Source organism: Stenotrophomonas sp. 1278 (genome assembly GCF_029892765.1).
Classification (GTDB): Bacteria; Pseudomonadota; Gammaproteobacteria; order Xanthomonadales; family Xanthomonadaceae; genus Stenotrophomonas; species Stenotrophomonas indicatrix.
In genome coordinates, this window is sequence record NZ_JARXWD010000008.1 from 41297 (window position 1) to 67731 (window position 26435).

Here is a 26435-nt window from a genome sequence, read left to right on the forward strand (position 1 = left end):
TGGACGCAGTGCGACGGATCAACGGAAGAATGCCGCCGGCGTCTGCCCCAGCTGCCGTTTGAACATGCTGGTGAAGGCACTGGGGCTCTCGTAGCCCATCGCCAGCGCCACATCGATCACCTTTTCGCCGCGGGCCAGCCGTTCCATCGCGGCCAGCAGGCGCGCCTGCTGCCGCCACTGGCCGAAGGTCATGCCCAGTTCGCTGGCGAAGTGGCGCTGGATGGTTTTCACGTCGATCGCCAACGCCTGCGCCCAGTCCTGCAGGGTCGCCTCGTCGCCGGGATGTTTCTGGATGTGTTGGCAGATCCTGTGCAGGCGCGGGTCGACGGGCTCGGGCAGGTGCAACGGCAGTACGTCCATGCGGTGCAGTTCGTCGAGCATCAGCCGCACCACGCGGCCATCGCGGCTGTCTTCTTCATGCGGCCCGTCGATCAGGATGGCTGCCTGCAGCAGTTCGCGCAGCAGGGGGGCAACCTGCACGGCGAAGGGCTCGGCGGGGAGCTGCGGGGCGAATGACGGTTCGATGTACAGGCTGCGCATGTGCACCTCGGCGATGCAGTCCACCGCATGCGCCATGCCCGCCGGCATCCAGATGGCGCGGGTGGAGGGCACCACCCAGCGGCCGACCTCCGAGCGCACCACCATCAGCCCGGACATGGAATAGACCAGCTGGTGCCGCCGGTGCTTGTGCGCCGCGATGTGGGTGCCGGCGCGGTAGTCGCGTGCGCGGCAGGTGACCGGGCGATGCACCGGCACCTCGTTCCACGGCGCGGTTTCGCGGATGGGGCAGGGGGTGTCCTTTTTGCGATAGGCCATGACCAGAACGCGGCAGAAGGGAGCGGATGCCCACCGTAGCATGCACGGCTCGCCCCCATCCTGACCGTGCGCAATGTCGACTCTGGCTTCTCCCGCCGTATCCGCCCGCCCCGTATCGCCCGGAGTGCTGGCGGCAATCTCCAGCTCGCACATGGTCAACGACATGATGCAGTCGCTGATCCTGGCCATCTATCCGGTGATCAAGGGCGGCTTCAATCTCAGCTTCACCCAGATCGGCCTGATCACGCTGACCTACCAGCTCACCGCCTCGATCTTCCAGCCGCTGGTCGGCCTTGCCACCGACCGCCGGCCGGCCCCGTACTCGCTGCCGATCGGCATGGCCTCGACCTTGTGCGGCATGCTGCTGCTCGGCTTTGCGCCCAACTACGCGATGGTGCTGCTGGCCGCCGCGCTGGTCGGTATCGGTTCGGCCATCTTCCATCCGGAAGCCTCGCGCATCGCACGCCTCGCCTCCGGCGGCCGTCATGGCCTGGCGCAGTCGGTATTCCAGGTGGGAGGCAACTTCGGCACGGCGCTGGGGCCGCTGATCGCCGCAGCGGTGATCGTGCCCTATGGCCAGCATGCCGCATCGTGGTTTGCCGGTGCAGCGTTGATCGGCATTGCCCTGCTGACCTATGTCGGTCGCTGGTACTCGCTGCATCTTGGCGCGCCCCGGCCAGCAGCACATGGTGTGACTGCCGCGCGCCATCCGCCGCGCACGATCGCCCGGGTGCTGGCCATCCTGCTGGTGCTGATCTTCAGCAAGTACTTCTACATGGCCAGCATCGGCAGCTACTTCACCTTCTACCTGATGCATCATTTCGGCATTCCGGTGGCGCAGGCGCAGCTGCATCTGTTCGCCTTCCTGGTGGCGTCCGCCGCGGGTGGATTCTTCGGCGGGCCGCTGGGCGATCGTATCGGTCGCAAGCCGATCATCTGGGCCTCGATCCTGGGCGTGGCACCGTTCGCGCTGATGCTGCCGCATGCCGACCTGTTGTGGACGACGGTGCTGGCGGTGCTGATCGGCTTCGTGCTGTCTTCGGCCTTCTCGGCGATCGTGGTCTATGCGCAGGAAATGATGCCGCACCGGATCGGCATGGTGTCCGGGTTGTTCTTTGGCTTTGCCTTCGGCATGGGCGGCCTCGGAGCAGCGGTGCTCGGTCTGCTGGCTGACAAGACCAGCATCGAATTCGTCTACCAGCTGACCGCGTTCCTGCCGTTGCTGGGCATCGTCGCGGCCTGGCTGCCGCCGTCCAGGCCTGCTGCGCACTGAGGGGTGTTCTTCGGCAGGGCTGCGCCCTGCACCTGCAGATGCCAGAGCAACGGCAACGGCAACGGCAAAAGCGTGCATTTCGTGGGATGGCGGGGTGGGTCCGGTTGCGGGGGACGCCGTGAATCCATCCCTGGAGGCTTGGCCGCGGCATCCATGCCGCGGACACCCCCGCAACCGGACCCACCCCGCCTTCGACAGATCTCCGCAATCTGTCGGGATGGCATGACTTGCTGTTGGTGAGTGTCGACCTTGGTCGACACGTCGTGGATGCTCTTCGATTCGAATTCGAAATATTCGATTCCGATGGAGATTCATCCACGCATGTCGTGGCTCCATCACCATCTGTCACCGGGAAACTGTCGAGGGCGGGGCGGTATGGGGCTGCAGGACCGTTGGCGCCATGGATGGCGCCATCGAGCCCCCATGGATGGGTTTACGGCGTGTCCTGCAGCCCCATGCCGCCCCGCCAAACCAGAGAAAAGCCAGAGCCGGCTGTTGCTGTTGCCTCGGCTTTGGCTGTGGCTGTTGCCTCTGCAGGTGCAGGGCGCAGCCCTGCCGAAAACCCCCTTGGGCGTAGAATGCGGGCATGAGCGAATCCCTCGACAACCACCTGGTCCACGGCCGCCGCCAGCGGCCCGACGGCCCTTCGCCGATCGATGTCATTTCGGTCCAATCACAACTGGTCTACGGCCATGCCGGCAACAGCGCCGCGCTGCCCCCGATGCGTGCGCTCGGTGTGCGCGTGGCCTCGATCCCGACCACGCTGCTGAGCAATGCGCCGTTCTACGAGACCACCCGTGGCCGTGTGCTGCCCAGCGACTGGTTTGCCGATCTGCTGCTCGGCACGCATGAACGGGGTCTTCCGCAGCGGGCGAAGATGCTGGTCTCCGGTTACTTCGGCAGCGCTGCCAACGGTGCGGCCTTTGCTGATTGGCTGGACGAGATCCTGCCGGCATGTCCGCAGCTGCGCTACTGCCTGGACCCGGTGATCGGCGATACCCACACTGGCCCCTACGTGGAGCCGGGACTGGAAGCAATCTTCGCTGAGCGCCTGCTGCCGCATGCATGGCTGGTTACCCCGAATGCCTTCGAACTCGGTCGCCTGACCGGCATGCCGGCGCTGGCCGAAGCCGATGCCATTGCTGCTTCGCGCGCGCTGCTGGCACGGGGGCCGCAGTGGGTGCTGGCACACAGCGTCGGCGGCAATCCGGGCGAACTGGTGACGCTGGCTGTGGGTCGCGAGGAAACCTGGCGCTGGACCTCGCCGCTGCTGCCGGTGGATGTGGCAGGCACCGGCGATGTGCTGATGTCGCTGATGGTGTCCTTCCTGCTGCGCGGTGAGCCTATGCAGATGGCCATCTCGCGGGCCATCGCCGGCACCCATGCGGCGCTGGAGGCGACCCTGGCCCACGGCTTCGAAGAGTTCGACGTGATCGCGGCCGCACCGGCGGCACTGGCCGACGGCATGCGCTTCCGCGCCGAACGGCTGGCATGAGCGATCTGCACGAACGCACGCCGCGCACGGTCGGCATCGTCGGCAATGCCGGCGCCTATGGACGCTGGCTGACCCGGTTCTTCGAACAGCACATGCAGGTGCGCGTGATCGGCCACGATCCAGCCGATCCGGGTTCGCATGCGCCGGAGCAGTTGCTGGAACAGGCCGACGTGCTGGTGTTCTCCGCACCGATCCGGCACACGTCCACGTTGATCGCCGAGTACGCGCGCCTGTCGGCGGGCCGCGAGCAGGACCGCTTGTGGCTGGACGTGACCTCGGTGAAGGAAGCGCCGGTGCAGGCGATGCTGGCCTCGTGCGCCGAGGTGGTGGGCCTGCATCCGATGACGGCGCCGCCAAAGGCGCCGACCCTGAAAGGCAGGGTAATGGTGGTCTGCGAGGCGCGACTGCAGCACTGGCGGCCCTGGGTGGACGCGTTGTGCCTGGCACTGCAGGCTGAGTGCGTGCGGGCCACGCCGCAGCACCACGACCAGATGATGGCGCTGGTGCAGGCGATGGTGCATGCGACGCACCTGGCCCAGGCAGGTGTGCTGCGCGAATACCAACCGCAGCTGGGCACGCTGGCGGCGATGCTGCCGTACCGATCGGCTTCGTTCGAACTGGATACCGCGATCATCTCGCGCATCCTGTCGTTGAATCCGGCGATCTACGAAGACATCCAGTTCGGCAATCCCTATGTGGCGCCGATGCTGCAACGTCTGATCGGCCAGCTGCAGACGCTGCAGGTACAGGTGGGGCAGGGCGACGATGATGCGCGGGGCGCGTTCCGCGATCACCTGCTGGAGGCCAACAGGAGTGCCTTCGGCGATCAGGCGCTGGCTGCGGGCAACTACACCTTCGAGCGCGTCGGCTATCTGCTGGCCGACCTGACCGAGCGCAATGCACTGTCGGTACATTTGCCTGAAGACCGCGCCGGTTCGTTGCGTGAGCTGCTGAACGTGTTCGAGCAGCATGGCATCAGCCTCGCCTCGATCCACTCCTCGCGCACGCCTGCCGGCGAAGTGCATTTCCGCATCGGTTTCGTGGCCGGGAGCGAGCCAAGGGCTATCGCGGCAGCCGCGGCCGAAGTGGATGCCAGCGGGATCGGCCGGGTGCTGGCGTAACGCCATTCATCCACAGGGCGTGTGGATGGCTTCTGCGCAAACATGTGGATAACCCGCGGCAGGCCTTGGCGTGCAAGGCTGTCAAGATGGTTGGTCAAAAAATGACCAACCTTTTTTCTGTCCCGAACAGCAGTAGAGCCGGGGCATGCCCGGCTCTGCGGTGGATCGCTAGATCGACAACCTGACCTCACCGCCGCTGGTGGTGAACTCGCGGCCGTTGCGCACCAGCTGGCGGCCGTCATCAAGCTCATAACGCGGCGTCGCTTCGGAGCCATGCCCACTGCCGCTGGCCTCGGGCTTGAACTCGATGATGATGTGGCTTTCGCCATTGCTGTCGACAGCAGGGAACTGACGGAACGACATGCCTGGCCTCCTTCAGTGGTTCTTCGCTACGCCGACAGAGTGATCCGGCCGGTGTTAGCCGGCCGTCATCAATCGATGAACTGCAGGCGTGCAAGCTCCGCATACAGGCCGCCTTCAGCCAGCAGCTCCGCATGCGTGCCCTCGGCCACGATACGGCCATGGTCCATCACCACGATGCGGTCGGCCTTCAGCACGGTCGCCAGCCGATGGGCGATGACCACCGTGGTGCGCCCGGCCATCAGGCGTTCCAGCGCCTGCTGCACGCCATGTTCGCTCTGTGCATCCAGCGCGCTGGTGGCTTCGTCGAGCAGCAGGATCGGTGCGTCCTTCAGCAAGGCGCGGGCGATCGCCACGCGCTGCTGCTGGCCACCGGACAGGCGGGCACCGCGCTCGCCCAGTTCGCTGTCGTAGCCCTCTGGCAGCGCACGCAGGAAGGCGTCGGCCTCGGCGGCACGGGCTGCGTCCTCCACCTCGGCGTCACTGGCCTCCAGCCGACCATAGCGGATGTTGTCGCGTGCACTGGCGGCGAACAATGTCGGCTGCTGCGGCACCAGCGCCAGCTGCGCGCGAAGCTCGGCCGGATCGACCTCGCGCACATCGATGCCGTCCACGCAGATGCGGCCGCTTGCCGGATCGTGGAAGCGCAGCAGCATCGACAGCACCGTGCTCTTGCCGGCGCCTGATGGGCCGACCAGGGCGACGGTTTCACCCGGCCGCACGTGCAGGTTGAAATGATCCAGCGCGGCCTGGTCCGGTCGCTGCGGGTAGTTGAACACCACGTCGTCGAAACGGATCTCGCCACGCAGCGGCTGCGGCAGCGCACGCGGCTTGGCCGGCGCACGGATCTCGATGTCTTCCTGCAACAGCTCGCCGATGCGGCCCATGCCGCCGGATGCGCGCTGCAGTTCGTTCCACACTTCGGCCAGCGCACCGACCGAACCACCACCGATCAGTGCGTACAGCACGAACTGGCCCAACGTACCGGCACTGAGCCGCCCGTCGATGACGTCGTGCGCGCCCAGCCACAACACCCCGACAATCGCACCGAACACCAGTAGGATGGCGCTGGCGGTCACCAGCGACTGCGCGCCGATGCGCCGGCGCGCGGCACGGATCGCATCGCCCAGCGCATGGTCGAAACGGCCGCGTTCATAGGGCTCGCGCGCATGCGCTTGCACGGTGCGCACCGCGCCCAGCGTTTCGCTGGCCAGGCTGTTGGCATCGGCAATGCGGTCCTGGCTGCTGCGCGCGATGGTACGCAGCTTGCGCGCGCCGATGATGATCGGCAGCACTGCCAGCGGGATGCCGAGCAGCGACCAGGCGGCCAGCCGCGGACTGGTGACGAACAGCATCGCCAGGCTGCCGACCACGGTGACACTGCTGCGCAGCGCCACGGACATGGTCGAGCCGACCACGCTGCGCAGCAGTTCGCTGTCGGCGGTCAGGCGCGAAACCAGCTCGCCGCTGCGGCTGCGGTCGTGGAAGCCGGCGCCGAGCTGGATCAGGTGCGCGTACAGCCGGCTGCGCAGATCCGCCACGACCTTCTCGCCGAGCAGCGAAACAAAGTAGAAGCGCGCCGCCGTCGCCAACGCCAGCACCACAGCGACCAGCATCAGCAGAGCAAAGGCACGGTTGATCTGGCCCCCGCTGCTGAAGCCGTGGTCGATCATCTGCTTCACCGCCGGCGGCAGGCTCAGGGTCGCTGCCGAAGAAACGGCCAGGGCCAGCAGCCAGGCGCTGAACAATCCGCTGTGCCGGCGCACGAACGGCCACAGTGTGCGCAGGCTGCCGAGGCGGCGCAGCGGCGGGGAGGCCGGGTCGGTCGCCGGTGCGTCCTTGTCAGTCATCGAGGGGGTCATCTTGGATACGGATACGATCACGGGTGGCGTCGCGCAGGCGGATTTTCAATGCGTCGACCTGCTCTGCGGGCAATTCCACCCGCAATCTCACGCCATTGGCATCGAACTGTTCATCGCGCTTTTCGGCCGCGTGGGCCGGCAGGGCCGCATGCAGCGCGCCCAGGTCCTCGAATCCAGCCACCAGCTGCAGCCGCGCCATCGCCACCAGTGGCAGGCGCGGCGCGGTGCGCAGGCATTCGGCAGCGGCGCCGCCGTAAGCACGGACCAGGCCACCGGCGCCCAGCTTGATGCCGCCGAACCAGCGGGTGACCACCACCATCACCCGGTCGAATCCCTGGCCATCGATGGCGGCCAGGATCGGGCGGCCCGCGGTGCCGGCGGGCTCGCCGTCGTCGCTGGAGCGATAGTCCTGGCCGTGCCGGTAGGCCCAGCAGTTGTGGGTCGCATCGGCTACCGACACCTCCTGTAGAAATGCCATCGCCGCAGACGCGCTCTCGATCGGCGCGGCATGCGCGATGAAGCGGCTGTGCTTGACGTCCAGGGTGTGGTTGACCGGTTGGGCGAGGGTATCGGGCATTCCCTCCATTCTACGGGCTTGCCGCCGACCTGCTTCAGTCGTCCAGCAACGGCCGCACATCCTTTGGCAGGCGTGCCTCTGGATAGGTCTGCAGATAACGCTCCAGGCTCGCCCGGGCCAGGTCGCGCTGGCCGGCGTCGCGGCGCTCGCGGATCTTCTGCAGCCATTGCCGGCGTGGCAGCCGGGCATCGGCCTGCACTTCGGCCTGAACCGCGTCCGCGCTGAGGTTCGCGTCGCTTGCGCGGCGCATGACGCCAGGCGCGGTTCTGCCGGCCGCGTCCTGCTTGGCCGCGGTGAGCGCGACGCGGTCTTCGGCCGTGGCCTGTTCGGAGGACATTGATTCGGCCGCCGCCGCAGTGGCCTTGCGCGCCCTCATCGTCGCGGCAGGGGCCGCAGGCGCAGGTGCCGAATAGGCTTCGGCCGCGGGGGGCGCTGCCGCTGGCATCGGAGGCGGCGCAAACGCTGTGTCGGCTGCAGGCGCAGGTGGCGGTGCCGGCGCCATCATCGGAGCAGGTGCCTGCCGGGGTGCGGCAGGCGCGGGTTTCACCGCCTCCGCGATGGTCGGTGCCGGTGCCGGTGCTGCCTTGGCCGCCGCAGGTGCCGGTGCTGCGGCCGGTGCGGGTAGCTGTACGGCTTCGGTAGCAGCGACATCGGCGGCCGCGCTGTCGTAGGCCATGCCTTCGGCGCTCGCATCGGCCGCCACTTCCTGTGCAGCCGGCGCGGTGGCAACTGCCTCGGCCGGGGCCGAGGGCGGCTCTGGACGCATCTGCCAGGCGATGCCAACGGCGAACACCGCCGATGCGGCCACGCCGAACACGGCCGGCCAGCGGCGGCGCGGGCGCAGCGTGCGCGGTGCCACCGGCGCTGGGGCCGCCTCGCGTGCTGGCGTCTCCACGGCCGCACGCGCAGCGGCGAGGATCGCCGCGTCCAGTGCCGGCGGAGGGCCCTGTTCGGTGCGGCGCCCAAGCAGGCGTGCCAGTTCGCGTTCTTCCGGCGTCAGTGCATCGTCTCGGTTCATGCGTTCAGTCCCGCACGCAGCTTGTCCATCGCATAGCGCAGCCGCGATTTCACGGTTTCCCGGCCAACGCCGGTGATCTGGCCGATCTCCTCCAGGCTCAGTTCCTGTTCCAGCCGCAGCTGCAGCACTTCGCGCTGTTCTGCGGGCAGTTCTTCCATCGCCAGCTGGATGCGGCGACGTTGCTCGAATTCGGACAATTCCGCTTCCGGTGTCTGCCCATCTTCCAGCGCGGCCAGGCGCAGATCGGCATCGGCCGGTGCAGGGGGGCGATGGCGGGCGGCGCGCCAGTGGTCGTTCAGGCGGTTGTGGGCGATGCGGAACAGCCAGGTGCTGAAGGCGGCATCGGCCTGCCAGCCTGCACGCGCGCTGATCACCCGCTGCCAGACGTCCTGGAACATCTCCTCGGCAAGCGCGGTGTCGCGCAGCTGCCGCAGCAGGAAGCCGAACAGGCGCTTGCGATGACGGGCATACAGGCTTTCGAACGCGTGTACTTCACCGGCGGCCCAGGCCAGCATCAAGGCTTCATCGGTTGGCAGGGCGCTGGCATCCACGCCGTACAGGGTAAGCCCTGCAGGCGGTGGCGCATAGACAGCGATGGGGTGGGACAGGGCGACAGTCACGGCAGGAACCGGGAGGGCATCAACAGGAAAAACGCCCGAGGGCACGTTTCGGGGTTGCCGGGCTTCCATTGCCCCCCGGGTGGCGCGTTATGCTCGGTAATTCAGGGGAGGCGGCGCTCAGGCGGCGCCAAGAGAACGTCATTTGTCCACCGAAGCCGACCGCGCGCTGGAAGCGTCAAACAACGAGCCTGTGCTGAGCGCAGCGCTGGTGCGCGCGCTGCATGCGCTGCTGCCGGAAACGGCGATCGTGCGCGTCGGCTGGGACGATCCGCAGCTCGGCAGCGGGCAGGGCGGTTGGCCGATCGGCGGTGGCGAGGAGGACATCTGGCAGCCGCTGGCCGACCACGCTGAAGGCCGCCACGGCTGGGAATACGACGGCGCCCGGCTGCTGCTGTCGGTACGCGGCGCGACGCCTTCCCCGGCTTGGTGGGGGCTGGCCCGGCAGGCCATGGAGCTGGCCCTGCAGCGGGGCCGCCAGGCGGGGCAGATCAAGGCGCTGGAAGAAGCTGAGCGGTTGCAGCAGGCCCTGTTCCAGATTGCCGACCTGGCCGGTGCGGACCTGGAAATGAGCGAGATGCTGCGCCACGTGCATGGCGTGCTGGGCACGCTGATGTACGCGCAGAACTGCTACATCGTCGAGTATGACGATGCCCGCCGGCAGATCCGCTTCCTGTACTTCGCCGACCAGGTCGATGACTTCGTCGCCGATCCGGCGCAGGGCTACGACATCGACCAGATGCCGCGCAGCCTGACAGTAGCGCTGCTGCGGCATGGCCGGCCGTTGAGCGGGCCTTCGCGCGAACTGCTGGCGCGGGTAGACCAGGAGCACGACCCGCAGCGCGGCCCGGAGAGCCTGGACTGGCTGGGCGTGCCGATGCTGCGCGATGGCCGCGTGTGTGGTGCGATCGTGGTGCAGAGCTACGAGCATGCCGACCGCTACGGCGAGGCCGAACGGGCCCTGCTGGGTTTTGTGGCCCAGCACGTGCAGACCGCCATGGACCGCCGCCAGGCGCAGGTGCGGCTGGAGCAGCAGGTGGAACGGCGCACGCAGGAACTGCAGCGCGCCAATCTCAGCCTGCAGGATGAAGTGGCCGAGCGCCGCCGCGCCGAGCAGTTGCAGACAGCGCTGTACAACATCGCCGAAATGGCGATGTCGGCCGACAGCCTGGCGCAGTTCTACGGGCAGGTACACGGCGTGGTCGGGCGCTTGCTGGATGCGCGCAACTTCTATATCGCGCTGGTCAATGCCGAGGGCGATGGGCTGGATTTCGTCTACTCGGTCGACGAGCACAACGCGAGTCGTGCACCGCGCGCGTTCAGTCGTGGCCTGACCGAGTACGTAGTCCGCCATCGTCGGCCCCTGCTGGCCTCGCGTGCGCAGATCGATGCGCTGCTGGAAACCGGCGAGGTGCGCGAATCCGGCGCACGTTCGCAGTGCTGGCTCGGCGTGCCGTTGCTGCGCGACGACGAAGTGGTCGGTGCGATCGTGGTGCAGAGTTACACCGAGCAGATCGCCTTCAGCGTGCATGACCAGCGCCTGCTGATCTTCGTTGCGCAGAACATCGGCACCGGTCTTGCGCGCCAGCGCGATCAGCAACGACTGCGCTCGGCGCATGCCGAGCTGGAAAAGCGGGTGGAGGAGCGCACCCGCGAGCTGGGCGAGGTGAACGAAAAGCTGCTGGGCCAGATCGGCGAGCGCCTGCGCGCCGAGCAGCGACTGACCCACCAGGCGATGCACGACGCGCTGACCGGACTGCCCAATCGCCTGCACCTGCTGGACAGGCTGCAGGATGCGCTGGCGCTGGCCCGGCGCGAAGGTGGCCCGGTGTTCGCGGTGCTGTTCCTGGACCTTGACCGCTTCAAGCTGGTCAACGACAGCATCGGTCACGCCGCCGGCGATCGCATGCTGGTGGAAGTAGCCAAGCGCATCGTGTCCATGGCCGGCGACAATGATGTGGTGGCGCGCCTGGGCGGTGATGAGTTCGCCGTGCTGCTGCACTGTCCGGAGGGCCTGGCGCAGGCGCTGGATTTCGGCCAGCGGCTGTTGCTGGCGCTGCAGGAATCGATGTGGATCGCCGGTCGCGAGCTGTTCCCCTCCGGCAGCCTGGGCATCGCCTTGTGGAACCAGCGCTATCGCACCGGCGAGGAACTGCTGCGCGACGCCGATGCGGCGATGTACCGGGCCAAGGCCCAGGGCCACGACCGCTGCTCGATCTTCGATGAGGAGATGCGCGAGCAGGCGCTGCGCAGCCTGGATCTCGAGGCCGACCTGCGGCGGGCGATCAACAACCGTGATTTCGTGCCGTTCTACCAGCCGATCGTGCGCCTCTCCGACGGCGAGGTGGTCGGCCACGAGGCCCTGCTGCGCTGGAAGCACGAGCGCCGTGGACTGCTGCTGCCAGGCGCGTTCCTGGAACTGGGCGAGGAAAGTGGCCTGATCGAACAGGTCGACTGGCTGATCTATGAGCAGGTCATTGCCGGCCTTGCCGACGGCGGGCGTGGCTATGTGTCGGTCAACGTGTCGCCACGGCATTTCCGCTCCGCCGAGTTCAGCGGGCGCCTGTATGGCCTGCTGGAGGCGAGCAACGCGGACCCGCGGCGGCTGCGCCTGGAAATCACCGAGGTGGCGCTGCTCGACGACGGTCCACACACGCTGCGCATCCTGAAGGGCCTGCGTGAACGTGGCATCCAGGTGCAGCTGGATGATTTCGGAACGGGTTTCTCGGCGCTGTCCTACCTGCACCGTTTCCCGATCAGCACGTTGAAGATCGACCAGAGCTTCATTGCCGGCCTGCACGGCCCGGAGGCACAGAGCACGCGCGCGCTGGTCGAAGGCGTGCTGTCACTGGCACGCACGCTGGGCATCGAGACGATCGGCGAAGGCATCGAGACCGAGGCGCAGCGTGACACGCTGTTCGAGCTCGGCTGCGACTACGGCCAGGGCTACCTGCTGGGCCGGCCGGCACCGTGGACGCGCGCGGCAGCCTGAGCCACCGCGCACGTAATCTTCAACGCAGCGCCGCGCGGCGCTTCTCGTCGATCCACTTCGAGGCCTGGGCCGGCTGGTAGTTCTTCATCCAGGCCAGCATCTCCTCGATGTCCGAGCCGTACCACAGGTCCTGGCGCTGCTCGGGGTGCAGGAAGCGCTCTTCCACCATGCGATCGATCATGCCGATCAACGGCGCATAGAAGCCGTCCACATCAAGGAACGCGCAGGGCTTGTTGCCGATGCCGAGCTGGCGCCAGGTCAGCATCTCGAAGATCTCTTCCATGGTGCCGAAGCCGCCGGGCAGGGCGACGAAGCCATCGGACAGATCGAACATGCGCGACTTGCGCTCATGCATCGAACCGACGATCTCCAGTTCGGTCAGGCCGCGATGGGCCACTTCCCAGTCGGCCAGCTGGCGCGGAATCACGCCGGTGACCTCACCGCCGGCGGCGAGCACGGCATTGGCCACGGTACCCATCAGGCCGACATTGCCGCCGCCGTACACCAGGCGCATGCCGTCGCGGGCGATGCGATCGCCCAGCGCGATGGCGCGTTCGGTGTAGACCGGCTTGCTGCCAGCGTTGGAACCGCAGTACACACAGATCGACTTCATGGATCTTCCTGTCTTGGCCGGAAACGAAAACGCCCCGCGGTCAACCAGTGAAGCCGGTCGCAGGGCGGGGTGTCCGGGCAATTATGAGGCTTTGCCGTTGTTCTCTGTAGCGCCGGGCTTTGCCCGGCGATATTTCGTTCAGATCAGGGCTAGCCCTTCAGCCGGGCAGCGCCCGGCTCTACGAGGGTCTGGGATTACGCAGCGGCCGCCTGTTCGCGGCGCGGCCCTTCACGCAGCGCACGGCCCACCATGCCTACCAGCAGGTCCAGCTCGCTGCTGTCCATGCCGAAGTGCGGGGTGAAGCGCAGCGAGTTCTCGCCACCATGGATCACGTTGATGCCGTGCTGGCGCAGCCATTCCTCGGTGGAATTGGCGCCATAGCACTTGAACTGCGGGGCCAGTTCGCAGGAGAACAGCAGGCCGGTGCCCTGCACCTTGGTGATCAGGCCGCCCAGTTCGTTCTTCAGCTGCTCCAGCTTGCGCACGGCCTCGGCACCGCGCTCGGCGATGTTGGCGCGGACCTGCGGGGTCAACTGGGCCAGGGTGGCGCAGGCCACGTCCAGCGCACGCGGGTTGCTGGTCATGGTGTTGCCGTAGATGCCCTTGCGGTACAGCTGCGCGGCGTGCTCGGTCACGGCCAGCACCGACAGCGGATACTGCGCGGCGTTCAGTGCCTTGGAGTAGGTTTCCATGTCCGGCGCGTCCAGGCCTTCGAAGCCCGGATAGTCGACCACCGACAGCACGCCATGGGCGCGCAGGCCGGCCTGGATCGAGTCCAGCAGCAGCAGGCTGCCGTGGGCGCGGGTCAGTTCGCGGGCCAGCGCATAGAACGCCGGCGGCACGGAGCGGCCCGGGTCACCTTCGCCCATCACCGGCTCCAGGAACACCGCTTCGATGAACCAGTTGTTGTGCGCGGCATCCTCGAACACCTTGCGCAGGCCGGCCTCGTCGTACGGGGCGACGGTGATCACCGACTCCTCGCCACGGTAGCTGGCCAGATGCTGCATGTAGGTCTTGCGGCTGGAATCGGAATACAGCGCCGGTCGGTCGGTGCGGCCGTGGAAGCTGCCCTTGATGACTACGCGCTTGATTGCCGCACCGGCATGGCGGGCACCCGGGTCGGTCTGCAGCTTGGCGTTGACATCGGCGATGCGCGCGGCCAGGCCAACCGCTTCAGAGCCGGAATTCAGGCACATGAAGCGCGTGAACGGGCAGCCGCCACGACGGTGGCCGATCTCGGCCCGCAGCGCGGTGATGAAGCGCTGCTGGGACAGGCTGGGGGTCATGATGTTGGCCATCACCTGCGGCCGTGACATCGCCTCCATGACGGCGTCCGGGGTGTGGCCGAAGCCCAGCATGCCGTAGCCGCCGGCGTCGTACAGCACCGCGCCTTTCAGGGTGACCACCCACGGACCACGCGCGGCCAGCGCCACGTACGGGGTCACCGCATCATCGGCGTAGAAATTGACGAAGCCGTCCTGCATGGCATCGATCTGCGCCTGCTCATCCTGTGCCAGCAGCGGCCCCAGCTCAGCCTGCACGCGCGCGAATTCGGCAGCAGCGGCATCGACCGCGGCGACCAGCTGCGGATGGTTGGCGGCGAGGGCGGTCAGGGTTGCGTCATCCAGGCCGTTGGTGAGGCGGGTGCCGGGCTGGGTGCGGAGGGGGGCGAGGCGTTCGATGAAGCTCATTGCAGATCTCCTGAAACGTTGGGTCGCACGGGCCTTCAAAAGCAAAACGCGCGTCTTCACGCGCGCTTGGGGCGGGCTCGTGCAGCGGACTTCCTCGTCGATGCTAGCACTTGTTTTTTTGCGCGATAACCCCGCAAAAGACTGCTGCATAGCAGCATTTTGCGCGACGTTCGGCCTCGCTCGTGCCGGCTCGCAGACGCTGGACGTACAATGCGCGCCATTGTCGACCTGTTGCCGTCCACTGCCTTGAAGAAGTCCGATTTCCATTACGAACTGCCGGCCGAACTGATCGCCCAGGCCCCCTTGGCCGAACGCTCGGCGAGCCGCCTGCTGCTGGTGCCGCCGGCGCCGGCTGCCTTCACCGACCTGCAGGTGCGCGACCTGCCATCGCTGCTGCAACCGGGCGATCTGCTGGTGTTCAACGACACCCGGGTGATTCCGGCGCGCCTGTTCGGGCAGAAGGCCAGCGGTGGCCGCGTGGAAATCCTGATCGAGCGGCTGCTCGGCGGCCAGCAGGCCCGGGCCCAGGTTGGTGCCAGCAAGTCGCCGAAGGCCGGCAGCCGCATCGCCCTGGATGCCGGTGGCGAAGCCGAAGTGCTGGGGCGCGACGGCGAGTTCTACGTGCTGCAGTTCCATGTGCCGGAATCGCTGGAGCAGTGGCTGCTGCACGCCGGCCGGCTGCCGTTGCCGCCCTACATCCAGCGCGAGCCCGGAGTGGACGACCGCGAGCGCTACCAGACCGTGTTCGCGCGCGAAGTGGGCGCCGTGGCGGCACCGACCGCAGGCCTGCACTTCGATGAGGCGCTGCTGGCAGCACTGAAGGACAAGGGCGTGGATTTCGGCCACGTCACCCTGCACGTGGGCGCAGGCACGTTCCAGCCGGTGCGCGCCGACGACCTGAAGGACCACGTCATGCACCGCGAGTGGCTGAACGTCGGTGCCGAGCTGGTGCAGCAGGTGCGACGCACGCGTGCGGCCGGTGGCCGGGTGATCGGCGTCGGCACGACGGTGGTGCGCGCGCTGGAAAGTGCGATGCGTGAGGGGGAGTTGCTGCCGTTCGCGGGCGAAACGCAGATCTTCATCACCCCCGGCTACCGGATCCGCAGCGTCGACGCGATGGTGACCAATTTCCACCTGCCCGAAAGCACGCTGCTGATGATGATCTCGGCGTTTGCCGGCAAGGAGCGCGTGTTCGAGGCTTACCAGCACGCGATCGAGCAGCGCTACCGCTTCTTCAGCTACGGCGACGCGATGCTGCTGTTCCCGCAGGCGGGGTAGGGCGAGGTGGGGAGCGCCGGGCCATGCCCGGCGGGGCGCAGGTGCGGGGCATCCGCCGGGCATGGCCCGGCGCTACCGGAGCAGGAAAGGCGGTTTTGGGAGACAATGGGCGACTATTTGCCCGAACGACCGCTCCATGTCCCGATTGCAGTTCCAGCTCCAGACCCGTGATGGCCGCGCCCGCCGTGGCCGCCTGACCTTCCCGCGTGGCACGGTGGAAACGCCGGCCTTCATGCCGGTGGGGACCTATGGCTCGGTCAAGGGCATCCTGCCGGACCAGGTGCGTGCGCTGGGCGCCGAGATCATTCTCGGCAACACCTTCCACCTGTACCTGCGGCCGGGCCTGGACATCATCGCCGACCACGGCGGCCTGCATGGCTTCTGCCGCTGGGATGGCCCGATCCTGACCGACTCCGGCGGCTTCCAGGTGTTCTCGCTGGCCCACCGCCGCAAGATCACCGAGCAGGGCGTGACCTTCGCCTCGCCGACCGACGGTGCCCGGGTGTTCCTGGGCCCGGAGGAGAGCATGAAGATCCAGAAGGTGCTCGATTCGGACGTGGTGATGATCTTCGACGAGTGCACGCCGTACCCGGCCACCGAGGACGTCGCCCGCCGGTCGATGGAACTGAGCCTGCGCTGGGCCCAGCGCAGCCGCAACGCGCATGACGAGCTGGGCAACGATGCGGCCCTGTTCGGCATTGTCCAGGGCGGGGTGCACACCGACCTGCGCAGCCGTTCGGCCGAGGCCCTGCAGGGGATCGGCTTCGACGGCTATGCCATTGGCGGCCTGGCCGTGGGCGAGCCGGAAGACGAGCGCAACGCCATGCTCGACCATCTGGATCCGGAGCTGCCGGCCGACCGTCCGCGCTACCTGATGGGCGTTGGCCGCCCTGAAGACCTGGTCGAGGGTGTCGCCCGTGGCGTGGACATGTTCGATTGCGTGATGCCGACCCGGAACGCGCGCAACGGCCACTATTTCACCTCGTTCGGCACCGTCCGCATCCGCAATTCGCAGTACGCGCGGGACATGGACCCGATCGAGCCGGGCTGTGGCTGCGTGGCCTGTGCCGGCGGCTATACCCGCTCGTACCTGCGCCATCTGGACCGCTGCAACGAGATGCTGGCGCCGATGCTGGGCACCCAGCACAACCTCTTCTATTACGAAAAGCTGATGGCCGACATCCGCGCAGCCATCGAGGCGGGAACCTTCCTGGCCTTCCGCGAGTCCTTCTACGCAGCACGCGGGGCGGTAGCGCCGCCCCTGTAAACCCGCAGCACCCCCTGCCAAACGGCCCAAGGACGAACGCCCGGGGCCGTGGCATACTTCAAGGCTGACCCAGATCCGCGGTCGACACCTCGTGCCCGTGAAACGGCCGAAGCGCCGCCCAACCAAAGGACCAACGATGAACCTGCTTGCCTTCCTGATTCCCGCCGCCCACGCCCAGGCCGCTGGCGGCCAACCGCAGGGCATGGGCCTGACCACGCTGCTGTTCCCGATCATCCTGATCGCCATCATGTACTTCCTGATGATCCGCCCGCAGATGAAGCGGCAGAAGGAGCACAAGGCCATGCTGGAGAAGATCAAGCGCGGCGACGAAGTGCTGACCAACGGCGGCATCGCCGGCAAGGTCACCGATATCGGCGACAACTTCGTCACCGTCGAAGTGGCCGAGAACGTGCGCATCCGCGTGCAGAAGGGCGCTGTCGGCAGCGTGCTGCCGACCGGCACCCTGGATTCGGCCAAGTAAGCCACTCCCTTTCTGAAGCACAACCGCGGCGCCGGGGATGGCGCCGCGCGGGACCCAAGCAATGCTCGAATTTCCACGCTGGAAGTACGTCGTCATCGTGATCGTACTGGCGCTCAGCACGCTGTACGCACTGCCCAACATCTACCAGAAGGACCCGGCCATCCAGATCACCGCCAACCGTGGCGGGCAGATCGACGATGCGCTGCGCGACCGTGTGCTGGCCGACCTGAAAAAGGCCGGTGTCACCACGATCGGTGCAGAGAAGGAAGGGGACAGCCTGATCGTCCGCCTGTCGGACCTGAAGTCGCAGTCTGCCGCCAGCGATGCGCTGCGTGACAGCGTGGGCGAGAACTACACGGTTGCCCTGAACCTGGCCTCGACCGTGCCGGACTGGCTGGCCAAGCTCGGCGGCCGCCCGATGGTGCTGGGCCTGGACCTGCAGGGCGGCGTGCACTTCGTGCTGCAGGTCGACCAGAAAGCCGCGCTGGACAAGCGCCTGGACGCCTACACCGAGGACGTGCGCAGCACCCTGCGTGATGCGCGCATCGCCTACCAGTCGGTCGAGCGTCGTGCCGACAACACCATCGTCGCCAACCTGAGCCCCTCGGCCGGCGAAGACGCCGGTACCCGTGCCCGCGCCGCGCTGGCCAAGGCGCAGCCGACCCTCGGCTATGACGTCAGTGGCAACCGCATCACGGTCTCCATTCCGGAAGCGGAAATCACGCAGATCGCCAACGGCGCCATCGAGCAGAACATCAACACCCTGCGCAACCGCGTGAACCAGCTCGGCGTGTCCGAGCCGATCATCCAGCGCCAGGGTGCTGATCGCGTGGTGGTGCAGCTGCCGGGCGTGCAGGACACGGCCGAAGCCAAGCGCATGATCGGTGCCACCGCCACCCTGGAATACCGGGCCGTGGTGGAAGGCAACGCGCAGGACGCCATCGCGTCGGGTCGTATTCCGCCGGAAGCGAAGGTCTACCAGCGCCGTGACAACGGCGGTCCGGTGCTGCTGAACAAGCGCGTGATCGTCACCGGTGACCAGATGGTGGCCGCGCAGGCGGTGACCGACTCCACCAGCGGCACCCCGGCAGTCAGCGTGACGCTGAACAACGTCGGTGGCCAGCGCATGTTCGACTTCACCAGCGCGAACGTGAACAAGCCGATGGCGGTGGTCTACACCGAGCGCGTACCGACCGTGACCGTCGTCGACGGTGAGGAAGTGCGTGGCTTCAAGGTCAACGAGGAAGTGATCTCGGTGGCCAACATCAACGGCGTGTTCGGCAAGAACTTCCAGACCACCGGTCTGCAGAAGAAGGAAGCCGAGGACCTGGCCAAGCTGCTGAAGTCGGGCTCGCTGGCTGCGCCGATGGACTTCGTCGAAGAGCGCGTGGTCGGCCCGAGCCTGGGCGCGGAGAACGTCAAGAACGGCATCACCGCGGTGGTCTATGCGTTCATGTTCACCCTGGTGTTCTTCACCATCTACTACCGCATGTTCGGCCTCATTACTTCGATCGCGATGCTGTTCAACCTGCTGATCGTGGTGGCGGTGATGTCGCTGTTCGGCGCGACCATGACCTTGCCGGGCTTTGCCGGCCTGGCGTTGTCGGTCGGTCTGTCGGTCGACGCCAACGTGCTGATCAACGAGCGTATCCGTGAAGAACTGCGTGCCGGCGTGCCGGGCAAGACCGCGATCGTGACCGGTTACGAGCGCGCGTCGGGCACCATCCTCGACGCCAACCTGACCGGCCTGATCGTCGGTGTGGCGCTGTTCGCATTCGGTACCGGTCCGCTGAAGGGCTTCGCGCTGACCATGATCATCGGTATTTTCGCTTCCATGTTCACCGCGATCACCGTATCGCGTGCACTGGCGACGCTGATCTACGGCCGTCGCAAGAAGCTCCAGAACGTGGCCATCTGACGGGACGACACGCACATGAAACTGTTTCCGCTGCACATCCTCCCGAACGATACCAAGATCGACTTCATGCGCTGGCGCCATGTCGCGATGGTCGTCACGATCATCGTGTTCCTGGCCTCGATCGGCATCATCGGCTTCAAGGGCTTCAACTACGCTCTGGACTTCACCGGCGGCACCCTGATCGAAGCCCGCTTCGAACACGCGGTGGATGTCGAGGACGTCCGCAGCAAACTTGAGCAGAACGGCTTCGATGGCGCCCAGGTACAGAGCGTCGGTGGCAACACCGACCTGCTGATCCGCCTGGCCCCGCACGGTGAGCACGCTCCGGGTACCGGCGGCGCTTCGGCCGAGGACAAGGCGACTGCCGCGGCCGTGGTCAAGGCGGTCTCTTCGGCTGACAACCAGGCCACCGTGCTGCGCAACGAGTTCGTTGGCCCGCAGATCGGCAAGGACCTGGCGATGAATGGCCTGTACGCCACCATCTTCATGCTGGCCGGCTTCCTGATCTACATCGCGGTGCGTTTCGAATGGAAGTTCGCGGTCACCGCGAGCATCGTGGCGATGTTCGACCTGATCGTGACGGTGGCCTACGTGTCGCTGCTGGGCCGTGAGTTCGACCTGACCGTGCTGGCCGGCCTGCTGTCGGTGATGGGCTTTGCGATCAACGACATCATCGTGGTGTTCGACCGCGTCCGCGAGAACTTCCGCAGCCTGCGCGTGGAGCCGATGGAAGTGCTGAACCGTTCGATCAACCAGACGCTGTCGCGTACGGTAATCACCGCGGTGATGTTCTTCCTGTCCGCACTGGCCCTGTACCTGTACGGTGGCAGCTCGATGGAAGGCCTGGCCGAGACGCACATGATCGGTGCGGTGATCGTGGTGCTGTCCTCGATCCTGGTGGCGGTGCCGATGTTGACCGTGGGTGCCCTGCGCGTGACCAAGCAGGACCTGCTGCCCAAGGCCAAGGACGTCGAGGCCCTGGCGCGCCGTCCGTAAGCATTGCTGCTTGCAGTACACAGAGAACCCCGCGCAAGCGGGGTTTTTTGTTGGCAGGGCTGCGCCCTGCACCCGCAGAGGCAAGAGCAACGTCAACGTCCACAGCGGAGCTGGCTTTCTGCTGGCTGGCCGGGGCCATGTGGGTTGGCAGGACACGCCGTAAACCCGTCCATGGGGGCTCGATGGCGCCATCCATGGCGCCAACGGTCCTGCCAACCCACATGGCCCCACCCCCGACAGATTCCTGCGGCTGTTGGTAGGTGTCGACCTTGGTCGACACATCTGTCAGATATCGATAATCAAATTTGGATCAGATCTACCGTGTCGACCAAGGTCGACACCCACCAGAGCAGAATGCCGTTCAGACAGATCGCGGGAAACTGTCGAAGGCGGGGGGGGGGGGGGGGGGGGGGGGGGGGGGGGGGGGGGGGGGGGGGCGGGGGGGGGGGGGGCCGGGGTGGGGGGGCCCCCCCCCCCGGGGGGGGCCCCCCCGCCCCCCCCCCCCGCCCCGCCCCCCCCCCCCCCCCCCCCCCCCACCCCGCCAACCCACAGGAACCCAGCTTCTGCCGTTGACGTTGCCTCTGCGGGTGCAGGGTGCAACCCTGCAAAAAGAAACCCACCCTACGCCGCCGTCGGTTGTGCAATCTTCCCCCGCGCACTACGATCCTGCGGTTCGCGCGCACGCGCGCCACGTATTCCTGCTGAGCGCCCCGCGCGCCGCACCTGCCAACCCGAGGTCTTCATGGTCATCAAACCGCGCGTCCGCGGCTTCATCTGCGTCACCACCCACCCGACCGGCTGCGACGCCGCCGTCAAGCAGCAGATCGACTACATCCGTGCGCGCCCGCCGATCCAGAACGGCCCCAAGCGCGTGCTGGTGATCGGCGCCTCGACCGGCTACGGCCTGGCCGCGCGCATCACTGCCGCCTTCGGCAGTGGCGCGGCAACCCTGGGCATCTTCTTCGAGCGCCCGGGCACTGAAACCAAGCCAGGCACGGCGGGCTGGTACAACTCGGCGGCGTTCCACAAGTACGCCGACGAAGCGGGTCTGTATGCCAAGAGCATCAACGGCGATGCGTTCTCCGATGAGGTGAAGGCCAAGACCATCGAGATGATCAAGGCCGATCTCGGCCAGGTCGACCAGGTGGTCTACAGCCTGGCCGCACCGCGCCGCAAGCATCCCAAGACGGGCGAGATCATCAGCTCCACGCTGAAGCCGATCGGCGAGCCGATCACCCTGCGTGGCCTGGATACCGACAAGGAAGTGCTGACCGAAACCCATCTGCAGCCGGCCACCCCGGAAGAGATCGCCGGCACCGTCGCGGTGATGGGCGGCGAGGACTGGCAGATGTGGATCGACGCGCTGGCCGATGCCGGCGTGCTGGCCAACGGCTGCACCACCACGGCCTTCACCTATGTGGGCGAAGAGATCACCCAGGCGATCTACTGGAACGGCTCCATCGGTGCTGCCAAGAAGGATCTGGACGACAAGGTGCTGGGGCTGCGCGAGAAGCTGGCCAGGATCGGCGGCGATGCGCGCGTGTCGGTGTTGAAGGCGGTGGTGACCCAGGCCAGCTCGGCCATTCCGACCATGCCGCTGTACCTGTCGCTGCTGTTCAAGGTGATGAAGGAAAAGGGCACCCACGAAGGCTGCATCGAGCAGCTCGACGTGCTGTACGACATCCTGTACGGCGCCAAGGCCGATGGCGTGGCGGTCGATCGCCTGCGCCACGACCTGGTCGATGGCGATGGCCATACCGTTGCGCTGATCGATGAGGAAGGCCGCCTGCGCGCCGACTACAAGGAAATGGCCGCTGACGTGCAGGGCAAGGTGCTGGCGCTGTGGCCGCAGGTGACCAACGAGAACCTGTACGAGATCAGCGACCTGGCCGGCTACAAGGCCGATTTCCTGCGCCTGTTCGGTTTCGGTGTCGAGGGCGTCGATTACGAAGCCGACGTCAACCCGGACGTGAAGATCGACAACCTGGTCGATCTGACCTGATCAGCGGAAAAGGCCGGCGCAAGCCGGCCTTCTTCATGGGTAGCGCCGGGCCATGCCCGGCGAGCGCAGCGGTCTGCGGGCCACCCGCCGGGCATGGCCCGGCGCTACCGGTGAGGTGTCAGCCGAACTCGAAGTTCATCGCCGGCGCTGCCGGGCCGACGAAATCGCCCTGCACGTAGTCCACGCCGGCACTGAACAGCAGTGTCATCGAGTTGGCGTCGCTGACGAACTCGGCGATGGTGCGGATGCCCGCTTCCTGCGCGCGTGCGGTTATCTGGCTGACCCGGTCGATGTTCTCGCGGGTGGCGGCCAGGTCGCTGGTGAAGCCGCGATCAAGCTTGAGGAACTGCGGCTGGAAGTGGGCCAGCAGCTGGAACGAGTCCAGGCCCGAGCCGAACTGCTCCAGGCCGATCCGGCAGCCGAGCGGTGCCACTTCCGCCAGGAACTGCTGGGCACTGCGCAGGTGGGTGAACACCTTCGATTCCGGTGCATGCAGCCACAGGCGTTCGCCCGGCACGCCGTGCGCCTGCAGCTGCTGGCGCAGCGTGGCGATCATCTTCGGATCATCGAACGATTCCGGCGTGACCTTCACAAGCACCTGGGTGGGATGACCCTCGCGGGCACGCGCGCCCAGCACCGCGATTGCCTGCGACACGACCCAGCAATTGATGTCCGCCAGCAGGCCATGTTCTTCGGCAATGCCGAGGAAGGCGGTCGGGCTCAGCAGCTCTCCGTTGTGTTCCAGCCGCAGGTAGGCTTCATACAGCTCCAGCGACTCGCCCTGCAGGTTCAGCACCGGCTGGTAATGCAACTGGAAGCCATCGCCTGCCAGGGCTTCGCGGATACGTGCGACCCAGCGCTGCACGCGCTCTTCCTCCACGCGATCAACAGCGGCCGGGTCGAAGATGCGGCAGGTATTGCCGAGGGCGGCTGCGGCCTGCGTGCATTCACTGGCGCGCGCCAGCACCTGGCCGATGCTGGCGATCTTCTCGCCCACCTGCACCCCGCCAATGCTGACGGTCACCGTGGCCGAGCGCGCGCCGATGCTGAAGACGTGTGCGGCGTAGGCTTCGCGGATGCGCTCGGCCAGTGCCACGGTCTGCGCATAGGGGCCGGACTGCAGTACGGCGAAACTGTGTTCGCCGAAACGGGCCAGCTGCGCATCGTCGCCAACAACGTCGGCCAGCAGGGCGGCGAGGGCGCCGATCAGGGCGTCGGCCGAGGCCAGTCCGATATCCGGGAGCAGGCGCGCGTAATGGTCCGGCTCGACCATCAGCAGGCCGAACTGACCTTCGCTGCGCCCGGCCTGGGCAACCGCGTCCTCGACCTGAAGCATGAAGGTGGGGCGGTTGAGCAGGCCGGTGACCTGGTCGCGCTGGCGCAGGTCCTCGACCTCGCGCGCCAGCTCCGGGTCGAATTCCATGCGCCGGCGGAACACCACCTGCAGGCAGGATTCGCCCTCGTAGGTGGCCGCGGTGAATTCCATCGTCGCCGGGAAGGCGCTGCCGTCCTGGTGGCGGGCGTCCAGCTGGTACTGTGGCGGAGGCGCTTCGCCGCGGCTGAGTGACTTCAGCAGCTGCTTGAAATCATCCACGTGCTGGGCGGCAACCATGTCCAGCAACGAGATGCCTTCGACCTCCTCGAAATCCTCGTAACCGAACATTTCCAGGTAGGCATCGTTGGCGCGGATATGCATGCCTTCGTGGACATAGGCAATCGGCTCGCGCGAAGAGGCGATCAGCGCGTCGCAGCGACGCTCGGTCTCGCGCATCTGCGCTTCGATCCGGCGCAGGCCGCGGCGCGCCTGCAGGTCGACCCACTGGTCGCGGACCACCGCCAGCAGGTGTTCGGCGCGCTGACGCAGGGCGAGGGCGCGCACTCCGTTGCTGCTGGCCTGTACCAGTTCGTCCTCGTCGATGCGTTCGGCCAGCAGCACCAGCGGGATGTCCTTGCCGCTGGCGGCGATGTGCTGGGCCACCAGTGGCAGCGGAATGCTCTGCGAGGGCGCAGCCAGCACCAGGTCGATCGCCTGGCTGGCCAGCACCTGCGACAGCTCGGCCGAGTCCTGCGGGCGCCATGGGCGCACGGCGATGCCGCTGTTGCGCAGGGTGCTGACGATGGCTTCGGCGTTCTCGCCGCTGTCATCGACGATCAGCAGGCGGATGGTGATGTCGTTCGCGTTCTGCATGCACTGCTCCCCAATCTGCAAATCTAGATACACGATGCGTGGCGGCGCGTCCATGCGCGCAACGGTTGCGTGCATGGAACGGCGATGCGGTTCACACCACGCCGCCGGCCGCGTGCCCGCTGGCCCAGGCCCACTGGAAGTTGTAGCCGCCCAGCCAGCCGGTCACGTCCAGCACCTCGCCGACGAAATGCAGGCCGGGTACGCGCTTGGATTCCAGCGTCGAGGAAGAGACCTCGTTGGTATCGACGCCGCCCAGGGTGACTTCGGCGGTGCGGTAGCCCTCGGTGCCGCTGGCCACCAGTGGAAACGCTGAAAGCACCTGTGCGGCCTTGCGCAGGTCCGGCTCGTCCAGCTGGCGTACCGGGCGGTCGGGCAGCCAGTGCTCGCACAGGCGCTGCGCCAGCCGCTTGGGCAGCACATCGCCCAGCACCGTGCGCAGTTCCGCGGCGGGGCGTTCGCGTTTCATCTGGCGCAGCCATTCGGCGGCATCCTGGCCGGGCAGCAGATCCAGCGACAGCGCGTCGCCGGGCTGCCAGAACGAGGAAATCTGCAGGATGGCCGGGCCACTGACGCCACGATGGGTCAGCAGCATGAAGTTGCGGAAGCGGGTGCCGTTGCTGCTGGCCTCGACCGGCAGGGCGACGCCGCTGAGCTCGGCCAGGCGCTCCTGGTGGGTGCCGCTGAGGGTCAACGGCACCAGGCCGGCGCGGGTGGGCAGCACCTGGTGGCCGAACTGGCGCGCGATCTCATAGCCGAATCCGGTTGCACCCAGGCTGGGAATGGACAGGCCGCCGGTGGCGACCACCAGCGAGGCGCAATGGAACAGGCCGTGCGTGGTGTGCACGCGGAAGCCGTCAGTGCCGTGCTCGATGCGCTCCACGCTGCACTGCGTGCGGATCTGCACGCCGGCCTGCTGGCATTCGTCCACCAGCATCTTCACGATCTGCTTGGACGAAACATCGCAGAACAGCTGGCCCAGTTCCTTCTCGTGATAGGCGATGCCGTGGCGCTCGACCATCTCGATGAAGTGGTAGGGCGAGTAACGCGCCAGTGCCGACTTGCAGAAATGCGGATTGGCCGACAGGAAGTTGGCCGGGGTGGTGCCGGTGTTGGTGAAGTTGCAGCGGCCACCGCCGGACATCAGGATCTTCTTGCCGATCTTGTTGGCGTGGTCGATCACCTGCACATGCCGGCCTCGCTGGCCCGCCGTGATCGCGGTCATCAGCCCGGCAGCGCCGGCACCGATGACCAGCACGTCGCAGCGGATCGTGCTCATGCCTTGGCGCGCTTTCGCCAGTTGGGGATCACGTCCAGCTGCATCTGATCATTGAGCAGCTGCACTTCGGCGTCCTGGATCAGCACGCTCCAGCGCATCGCACGCTGGATCTGCTGGCCCCACAGATCGACGAAGCCGCCGTCCAGGTCGACCACCGACAGGTTGTCGAAGCGGGCCAGGCCCTTGCCCTGCTTCTGCCACCAGATGTCCGATGCATTGCCGCCGTAGTTGACCACCTGCACCTGCCGGCTGCGGTTGCTGGCCTTGCGGATGCGCGACTCGTCCGGATGGCCGAGGTCGATCCACTGCAGGATGTCGCCGGTGTAGTCGTGTTCCCACAGGTCCGGCTCGTCGTCGGTGCTCAGGCCGCGGCCGAATTCCAGGCGGTCGCCAGCGTTCAGCGCGAAGGCGAGCAGGCGCACCATCAGGCGTTCGTCGGTTTCGGACGGATGCTGGGCCAGGGTCAGGTTGTGGGTCGCGTAGTAGCCGCGATCCATGTCGCTGATCTGCAGTTCGGCCTTGCGGATGGTGGCGGTGAGGGCCATGAAGATCCAGAGGGGTAAAGACCGTCAATGATAGAGGTTTGCCCCGGGG

The 26435-nt window shown here is 66.9% G+C and carries 21 protein-coding genes; 10 read left to right on the forward strand and 11 right to left on the reverse strand.

The features are described from left to right. Positions 1 to 18: 18 nt before the first annotated feature. Positions 19 to 816, reverse strand: a complete 798-nt coding sequence (locus M2299_RS09830) for a helix-turn-helix transcriptional regulator (RefSeq protein WP_280884270.1) — start codon at positions 814 to 816, stop codon at positions 19 to 21. A 73-nt stretch (positions 817 to 889) separates the two neighbouring features. Here M2299_RS09830 and M2299_RS09835 point away from each other — a divergent pair, with 73 nt between their 5' ends. The 3 genes from M2299_RS09835 to M2299_RS09845 all read left to right on the forward strand — a co-directional run bounded on the left by M2299_RS09835 (position 890) and on the right by M2299_RS09845 (position 4705). Then, positions 890 to 2089, forward strand: a complete 1200-nt coding sequence (locus M2299_RS09835; RefSeq protein ID WP_218789118.1) for an MFS transporter — start codon at positions 890 to 892, stop codon at positions 2087 to 2089. 586 nt (positions 2090 to 2675) lie between these two features. Beyond that, entirely contained in the window at positions 2676 to 3584 is a 909-nt protein-coding gene (gene pdxY, locus M2299_RS09840; protein WP_059063846.1) for a pyridoxal kinase, read from the forward strand. Then, positions 3581 to 4705: a prephenate dehydrogenase gene (locus tag M2299_RS09845; protein WP_280884271.1), complete on the forward strand. Its 1125-nt coding sequence runs from the start codon at positions 3581 to 3583 to the stop codon at positions 4703 to 4705. The genes pdxY and M2299_RS09845 overlap by 4 nt, the downstream gene beginning before the upstream one ends. A gap of 168 nt (positions 4706 to 4873) precedes the next feature. On the opposite strand, the gene M2299_RS09850 is transcribed toward M2299_RS09845, so the two are convergent. The 5 genes from M2299_RS09850 to M2299_RS09870 all read right to left on the reverse strand — a co-directional run bounded on the left by M2299_RS09850 (position 4874) and on the right by M2299_RS09870 (position 9037). Continuing rightward, positions 4874 to 5068 carry a hypothetical protein gene (locus M2299_RS09850; protein ID WP_025875144.1) on the reverse strand — a complete coding sequence of 65 codons (195 nt, stop codon included), beginning with the start codon at positions 5066 to 5068 and terminating at the stop codon, positions 4874 to 4876. Between the two features lie 68 nt (positions 5069 to 5136). Next, on the reverse strand, positions 5137 to 6915 hold the full coding sequence (locus M2299_RS09855) for an ABC transporter transmembrane domain-containing protein (protein ID WP_099783653.1): 1779 nt from the start codon (positions 6913 to 6915) through the stop codon (positions 5137 to 5139). Then, positions 6908 to 7504 carry a YigZ family protein gene (locus tag M2299_RS09860; RefSeq protein WP_223485143.1) on the reverse strand — a complete coding sequence of 199 codons (597 nt, stop codon included), beginning with the start codon at positions 7502 to 7504 and terminating at the stop codon, positions 6908 to 6910. Before M2299_RS09860 ends, M2299_RS09855 begins: the two co-directional genes overlap by 8 nt. Before the next feature lie 34 nt (positions 7505 to 7538). Next, positions 7539 to 8522 carry a hypothetical protein gene (locus M2299_RS09865; protein ID WP_280884272.1) on the reverse strand — a complete coding sequence of 328 codons (984 nt, stop codon included), beginning with the start codon at positions 8520 to 8522 and terminating at the stop codon, positions 7539 to 7541. Continuing rightward, positions 8519 to 9037, reverse strand: a complete 519-nt coding sequence (locus M2299_RS09870; protein WP_229291374.1) for an RNA polymerase sigma factor — start codon at positions 9035 to 9037, stop codon at positions 8519 to 8521. Before M2299_RS09870 ends, M2299_RS09865 begins: the two co-directional genes overlap by 4 nt. Before the next feature lie 247 nt (positions 9038 to 9284). Between M2299_RS09870 and M2299_RS09875 the strand changes: the two genes are divergently transcribed. After that, positions 9285 to 12131, forward strand: a complete 2847-nt coding sequence (locus M2299_RS09875; protein WP_099783659.1) for an EAL domain-containing protein — start codon at positions 9285 to 9287, stop codon at positions 12129 to 12131. Positions 12132 to 12150: 19 nt separating this feature from the next. Here M2299_RS09875 and M2299_RS09880 read toward each other — a convergent pair whose 3' ends face one another. Further along, the gene (locus M2299_RS09880; RefSeq protein ID WP_025875132.1) at positions 12151 to 12744 is read right to left on the reverse strand and encodes a TIGR00730 family Rossman fold protein; all 594 of its coding nucleotides are present in this window, start codon (positions 12742 to 12744) and stop codon (positions 12151 to 12153) included. 194 nt (positions 12745 to 12938) lie between these two features. Next, a complete protein-coding gene (locus M2299_RS09885; protein ID WP_263929354.1) occupies positions 12939 to 14435 on the reverse strand; it encodes an aminotransferase class III-fold pyridoxal phosphate-dependent enzyme in 1497 nt (498 codons plus the stop codon). A 210-nt stretch (positions 14436 to 14645) separates the two neighbouring features. Between M2299_RS09885 and queA the strand changes: the two genes are divergently transcribed. The 6 genes from queA to fabV all read left to right on the forward strand — a co-directional run bounded on the left by queA (position 14646) and on the right by fabV (position 22377). Continuing rightward, positions 14646 to 15713: a tRNA preQ1(34) S-adenosylmethionine ribosyltransferase-isomerase QueA gene (queA, locus tag M2299_RS09890; protein WP_093819902.1), complete on the forward strand. Its 1068-nt coding sequence runs from the start codon at positions 14646 to 14648 to the stop codon at positions 15711 to 15713. Positions 15714 to 15849: 136 nt separating this feature from the next. Next, positions 15850 to 16980, forward strand: coding sequence for a tRNA guanosine(34) transglycosylase Tgt (gene tgt, locus M2299_RS09895; protein WP_025875126.1), 1131 nt, complete (start codon positions 15850 to 15852; stop codon positions 16978 to 16980). 136 nt (positions 16981 to 17116) lie between these two features. Beyond that, positions 17117 to 17461 (forward strand): preprotein translocase subunit YajC, encoded by a 345-nt coding sequence (gene yajC / locus M2299_RS09900; protein ID WP_025875124.1) that lies wholly within the window; start codon positions 17117 to 17119, stop codon positions 17459 to 17461. Between the two features lie 61 nt (positions 17462 to 17522). After that, positions 17523 to 19379 carry a protein translocase subunit SecD gene (gene secD / locus M2299_RS09905; protein ID WP_033830879.1) on the forward strand — a complete coding sequence of 619 codons (1857 nt, stop codon included), beginning with the start codon at positions 17523 to 17525 and terminating at the stop codon, positions 19377 to 19379. Positions 19380 to 19394: 15 nt separating this feature from the next. Further along, a complete protein-coding gene (gene secF / locus M2299_RS09910; RefSeq protein WP_025875120.1) occupies positions 19395 to 20375 on the forward strand; it encodes a protein translocase subunit SecF in 981 nt (326 codons plus the stop codon). A 742-nt stretch (positions 20376 to 21117) separates the two neighbouring features. After that, the gene (fabV, locus tag M2299_RS09915; RefSeq protein WP_100436123.1) at positions 21118 to 22377 is read left to right on the forward strand and encodes an enoyl-ACP reductase FabV; all 1260 of its coding nucleotides are present in this window, start codon (positions 21118 to 21120) and stop codon (positions 22375 to 22377) included. 118 nt (positions 22378 to 22495) lie between these two features. Here fabV and M2299_RS09920 read toward each other — a convergent pair whose 3' ends face one another. The 3 genes from M2299_RS09920 to M2299_RS09930 form a co-directional block, all read right to left on the reverse strand. After that, complete coding sequence (locus tag M2299_RS09920) at positions 22496 to 24565, reverse strand: EAL domain-containing protein (RefSeq protein WP_059063907.1); 2070 nt, start codon at positions 24563 to 24565, stop codon at positions 22496 to 22498. Positions 24566 to 24656: 91 nt separating this feature from the next. Then, complete coding sequence (locus M2299_RS09925; RefSeq protein ID WP_032977610.1) at positions 24657 to 25841, reverse strand: NAD(P)/FAD-dependent oxidoreductase; 1185 nt, start codon at positions 25839 to 25841, stop codon at positions 24657 to 24659. Then, on the reverse strand, positions 25838 to 26386 hold the full coding sequence (locus tag M2299_RS09930) for a YaeQ family protein (protein WP_025875114.1): 549 nt from the start codon (positions 26384 to 26386) through the stop codon (positions 25838 to 25840). Before M2299_RS09930 ends, M2299_RS09925 begins: the two co-directional genes overlap by 4 nt. Between the last annotated feature and the right edge of the window lie 49 nt (positions 26387 to 26435).

Coding starts and splice junctions, on each gene's coding strand:
- M2299_RS09830 (WP_280884270.1), bottom strand. CDS start 816: ATGGCCTATCGCAAAAAGGACACCCCCTGCCCCATCCGCGAAACCGCG.
- M2299_RS09835 (WP_218789118.1), top strand. CDS start 890: ATGTCGACTCTGGCTTCTCCCGCCGTATCCGCCCGCCCCGTATCGCCC.
- pdxY (WP_059063846.1), top strand. CDS start 2,676: ATGAGCGAATCCCTCGACAACCACCTGGTCCACGGCCGCCGCCAGCGG.
- M2299_RS09845 (WP_280884271.1), top strand. CDS start 3,581: ATGAGCGATCTGCACGAACGCACGCCGCGCACGGTCGGCATCGTCGGC.
- M2299_RS09850 (WP_025875144.1), bottom strand. CDS start 5,068: ATGTCGTTCCGTCAGTTCCCTGCTGTCGACAGCAATGGCGAAAGCCAC.
- M2299_RS09855 (WP_099783653.1), bottom strand. CDS start 6,915: ATGACTGACAAGGACGCACCGGCGACCGACCCGGCCTCCCCGCCGCTG.
- M2299_RS09860 (WP_223485143.1), bottom strand. CDS start 7,504: ATGCCCGATACCCTCGCCCAACCGGTCAACCACACCCTGGACGTCAAG.
- M2299_RS09865 (WP_280884272.1), bottom strand. CDS start 8,522: ATGAACCGAGACGATGCACTGACGCCGGAAGAACGCGAACTGGCACGC.
- M2299_RS09870 (WP_229291374.1), bottom strand. CDS start 9,037: ATGCTGGCCTGGGCCGCCGGTGAAGTACACGCGTTCGAAAGCCTGTAT.
- M2299_RS09880 (WP_025875132.1), bottom strand. CDS start 12,744: ATGAAGTCGATCTGTGTGTACTGCGGTTCCAACGCTGGCAGCAAGCCG.
- M2299_RS09885 (WP_263929354.1), bottom strand. CDS start 14,435: ATGAGCTTCATCGAACGCCTCGCCCCCCTCCGCACCCAGCCCGGCACC.
- queA (WP_093819902.1), top strand. CDS start 14,646: ATGCGCGCCATTGTCGACCTGTTGCCGTCCACTGCCTTGAAGAAGTCC.
- tgt (WP_025875126.1), top strand. CDS start 15,850: ATGTCCCGATTGCAGTTCCAGCTCCAGACCCGTGATGGCCGCGCCCGC.
- yajC (WP_025875124.1), top strand. CDS start 17,117: ATGAACCTGCTTGCCTTCCTGATTCCCGCCGCCCACGCCCAGGCCGCT.
- secD (WP_033830879.1), top strand. CDS start 17,523: ATGCTCGAATTTCCACGCTGGAAGTACGTCGTCATCGTGATCGTACTG.
- secF (WP_025875120.1), top strand. CDS start 19,395: ATGAAACTGTTTCCGCTGCACATCCTCCCGAACGATACCAAGATCGAC.
- fabV (WP_100436123.1), top strand. CDS start 21,118: ATGGTCATCAAACCGCGCGTCCGCGGCTTCATCTGCGTCACCACCCAC.
- M2299_RS09920 (WP_059063907.1), bottom strand. CDS start 24,565: ATGCAGAACGCGAACGACATCACCATCCGCCTGCTGATCGTCGATGAC.
- M2299_RS09925 (WP_032977610.1), bottom strand. CDS start 25,841: ATGAGCACGATCCGCTGCGACGTGCTGGTCATCGGTGCCGGCGCTGCC.
- M2299_RS09930 (WP_025875114.1), bottom strand. CDS start 26,386: ATGGCCCTCACCGCCACCATCCGCAAGGCCGAACTGCAGATCAGCGAC.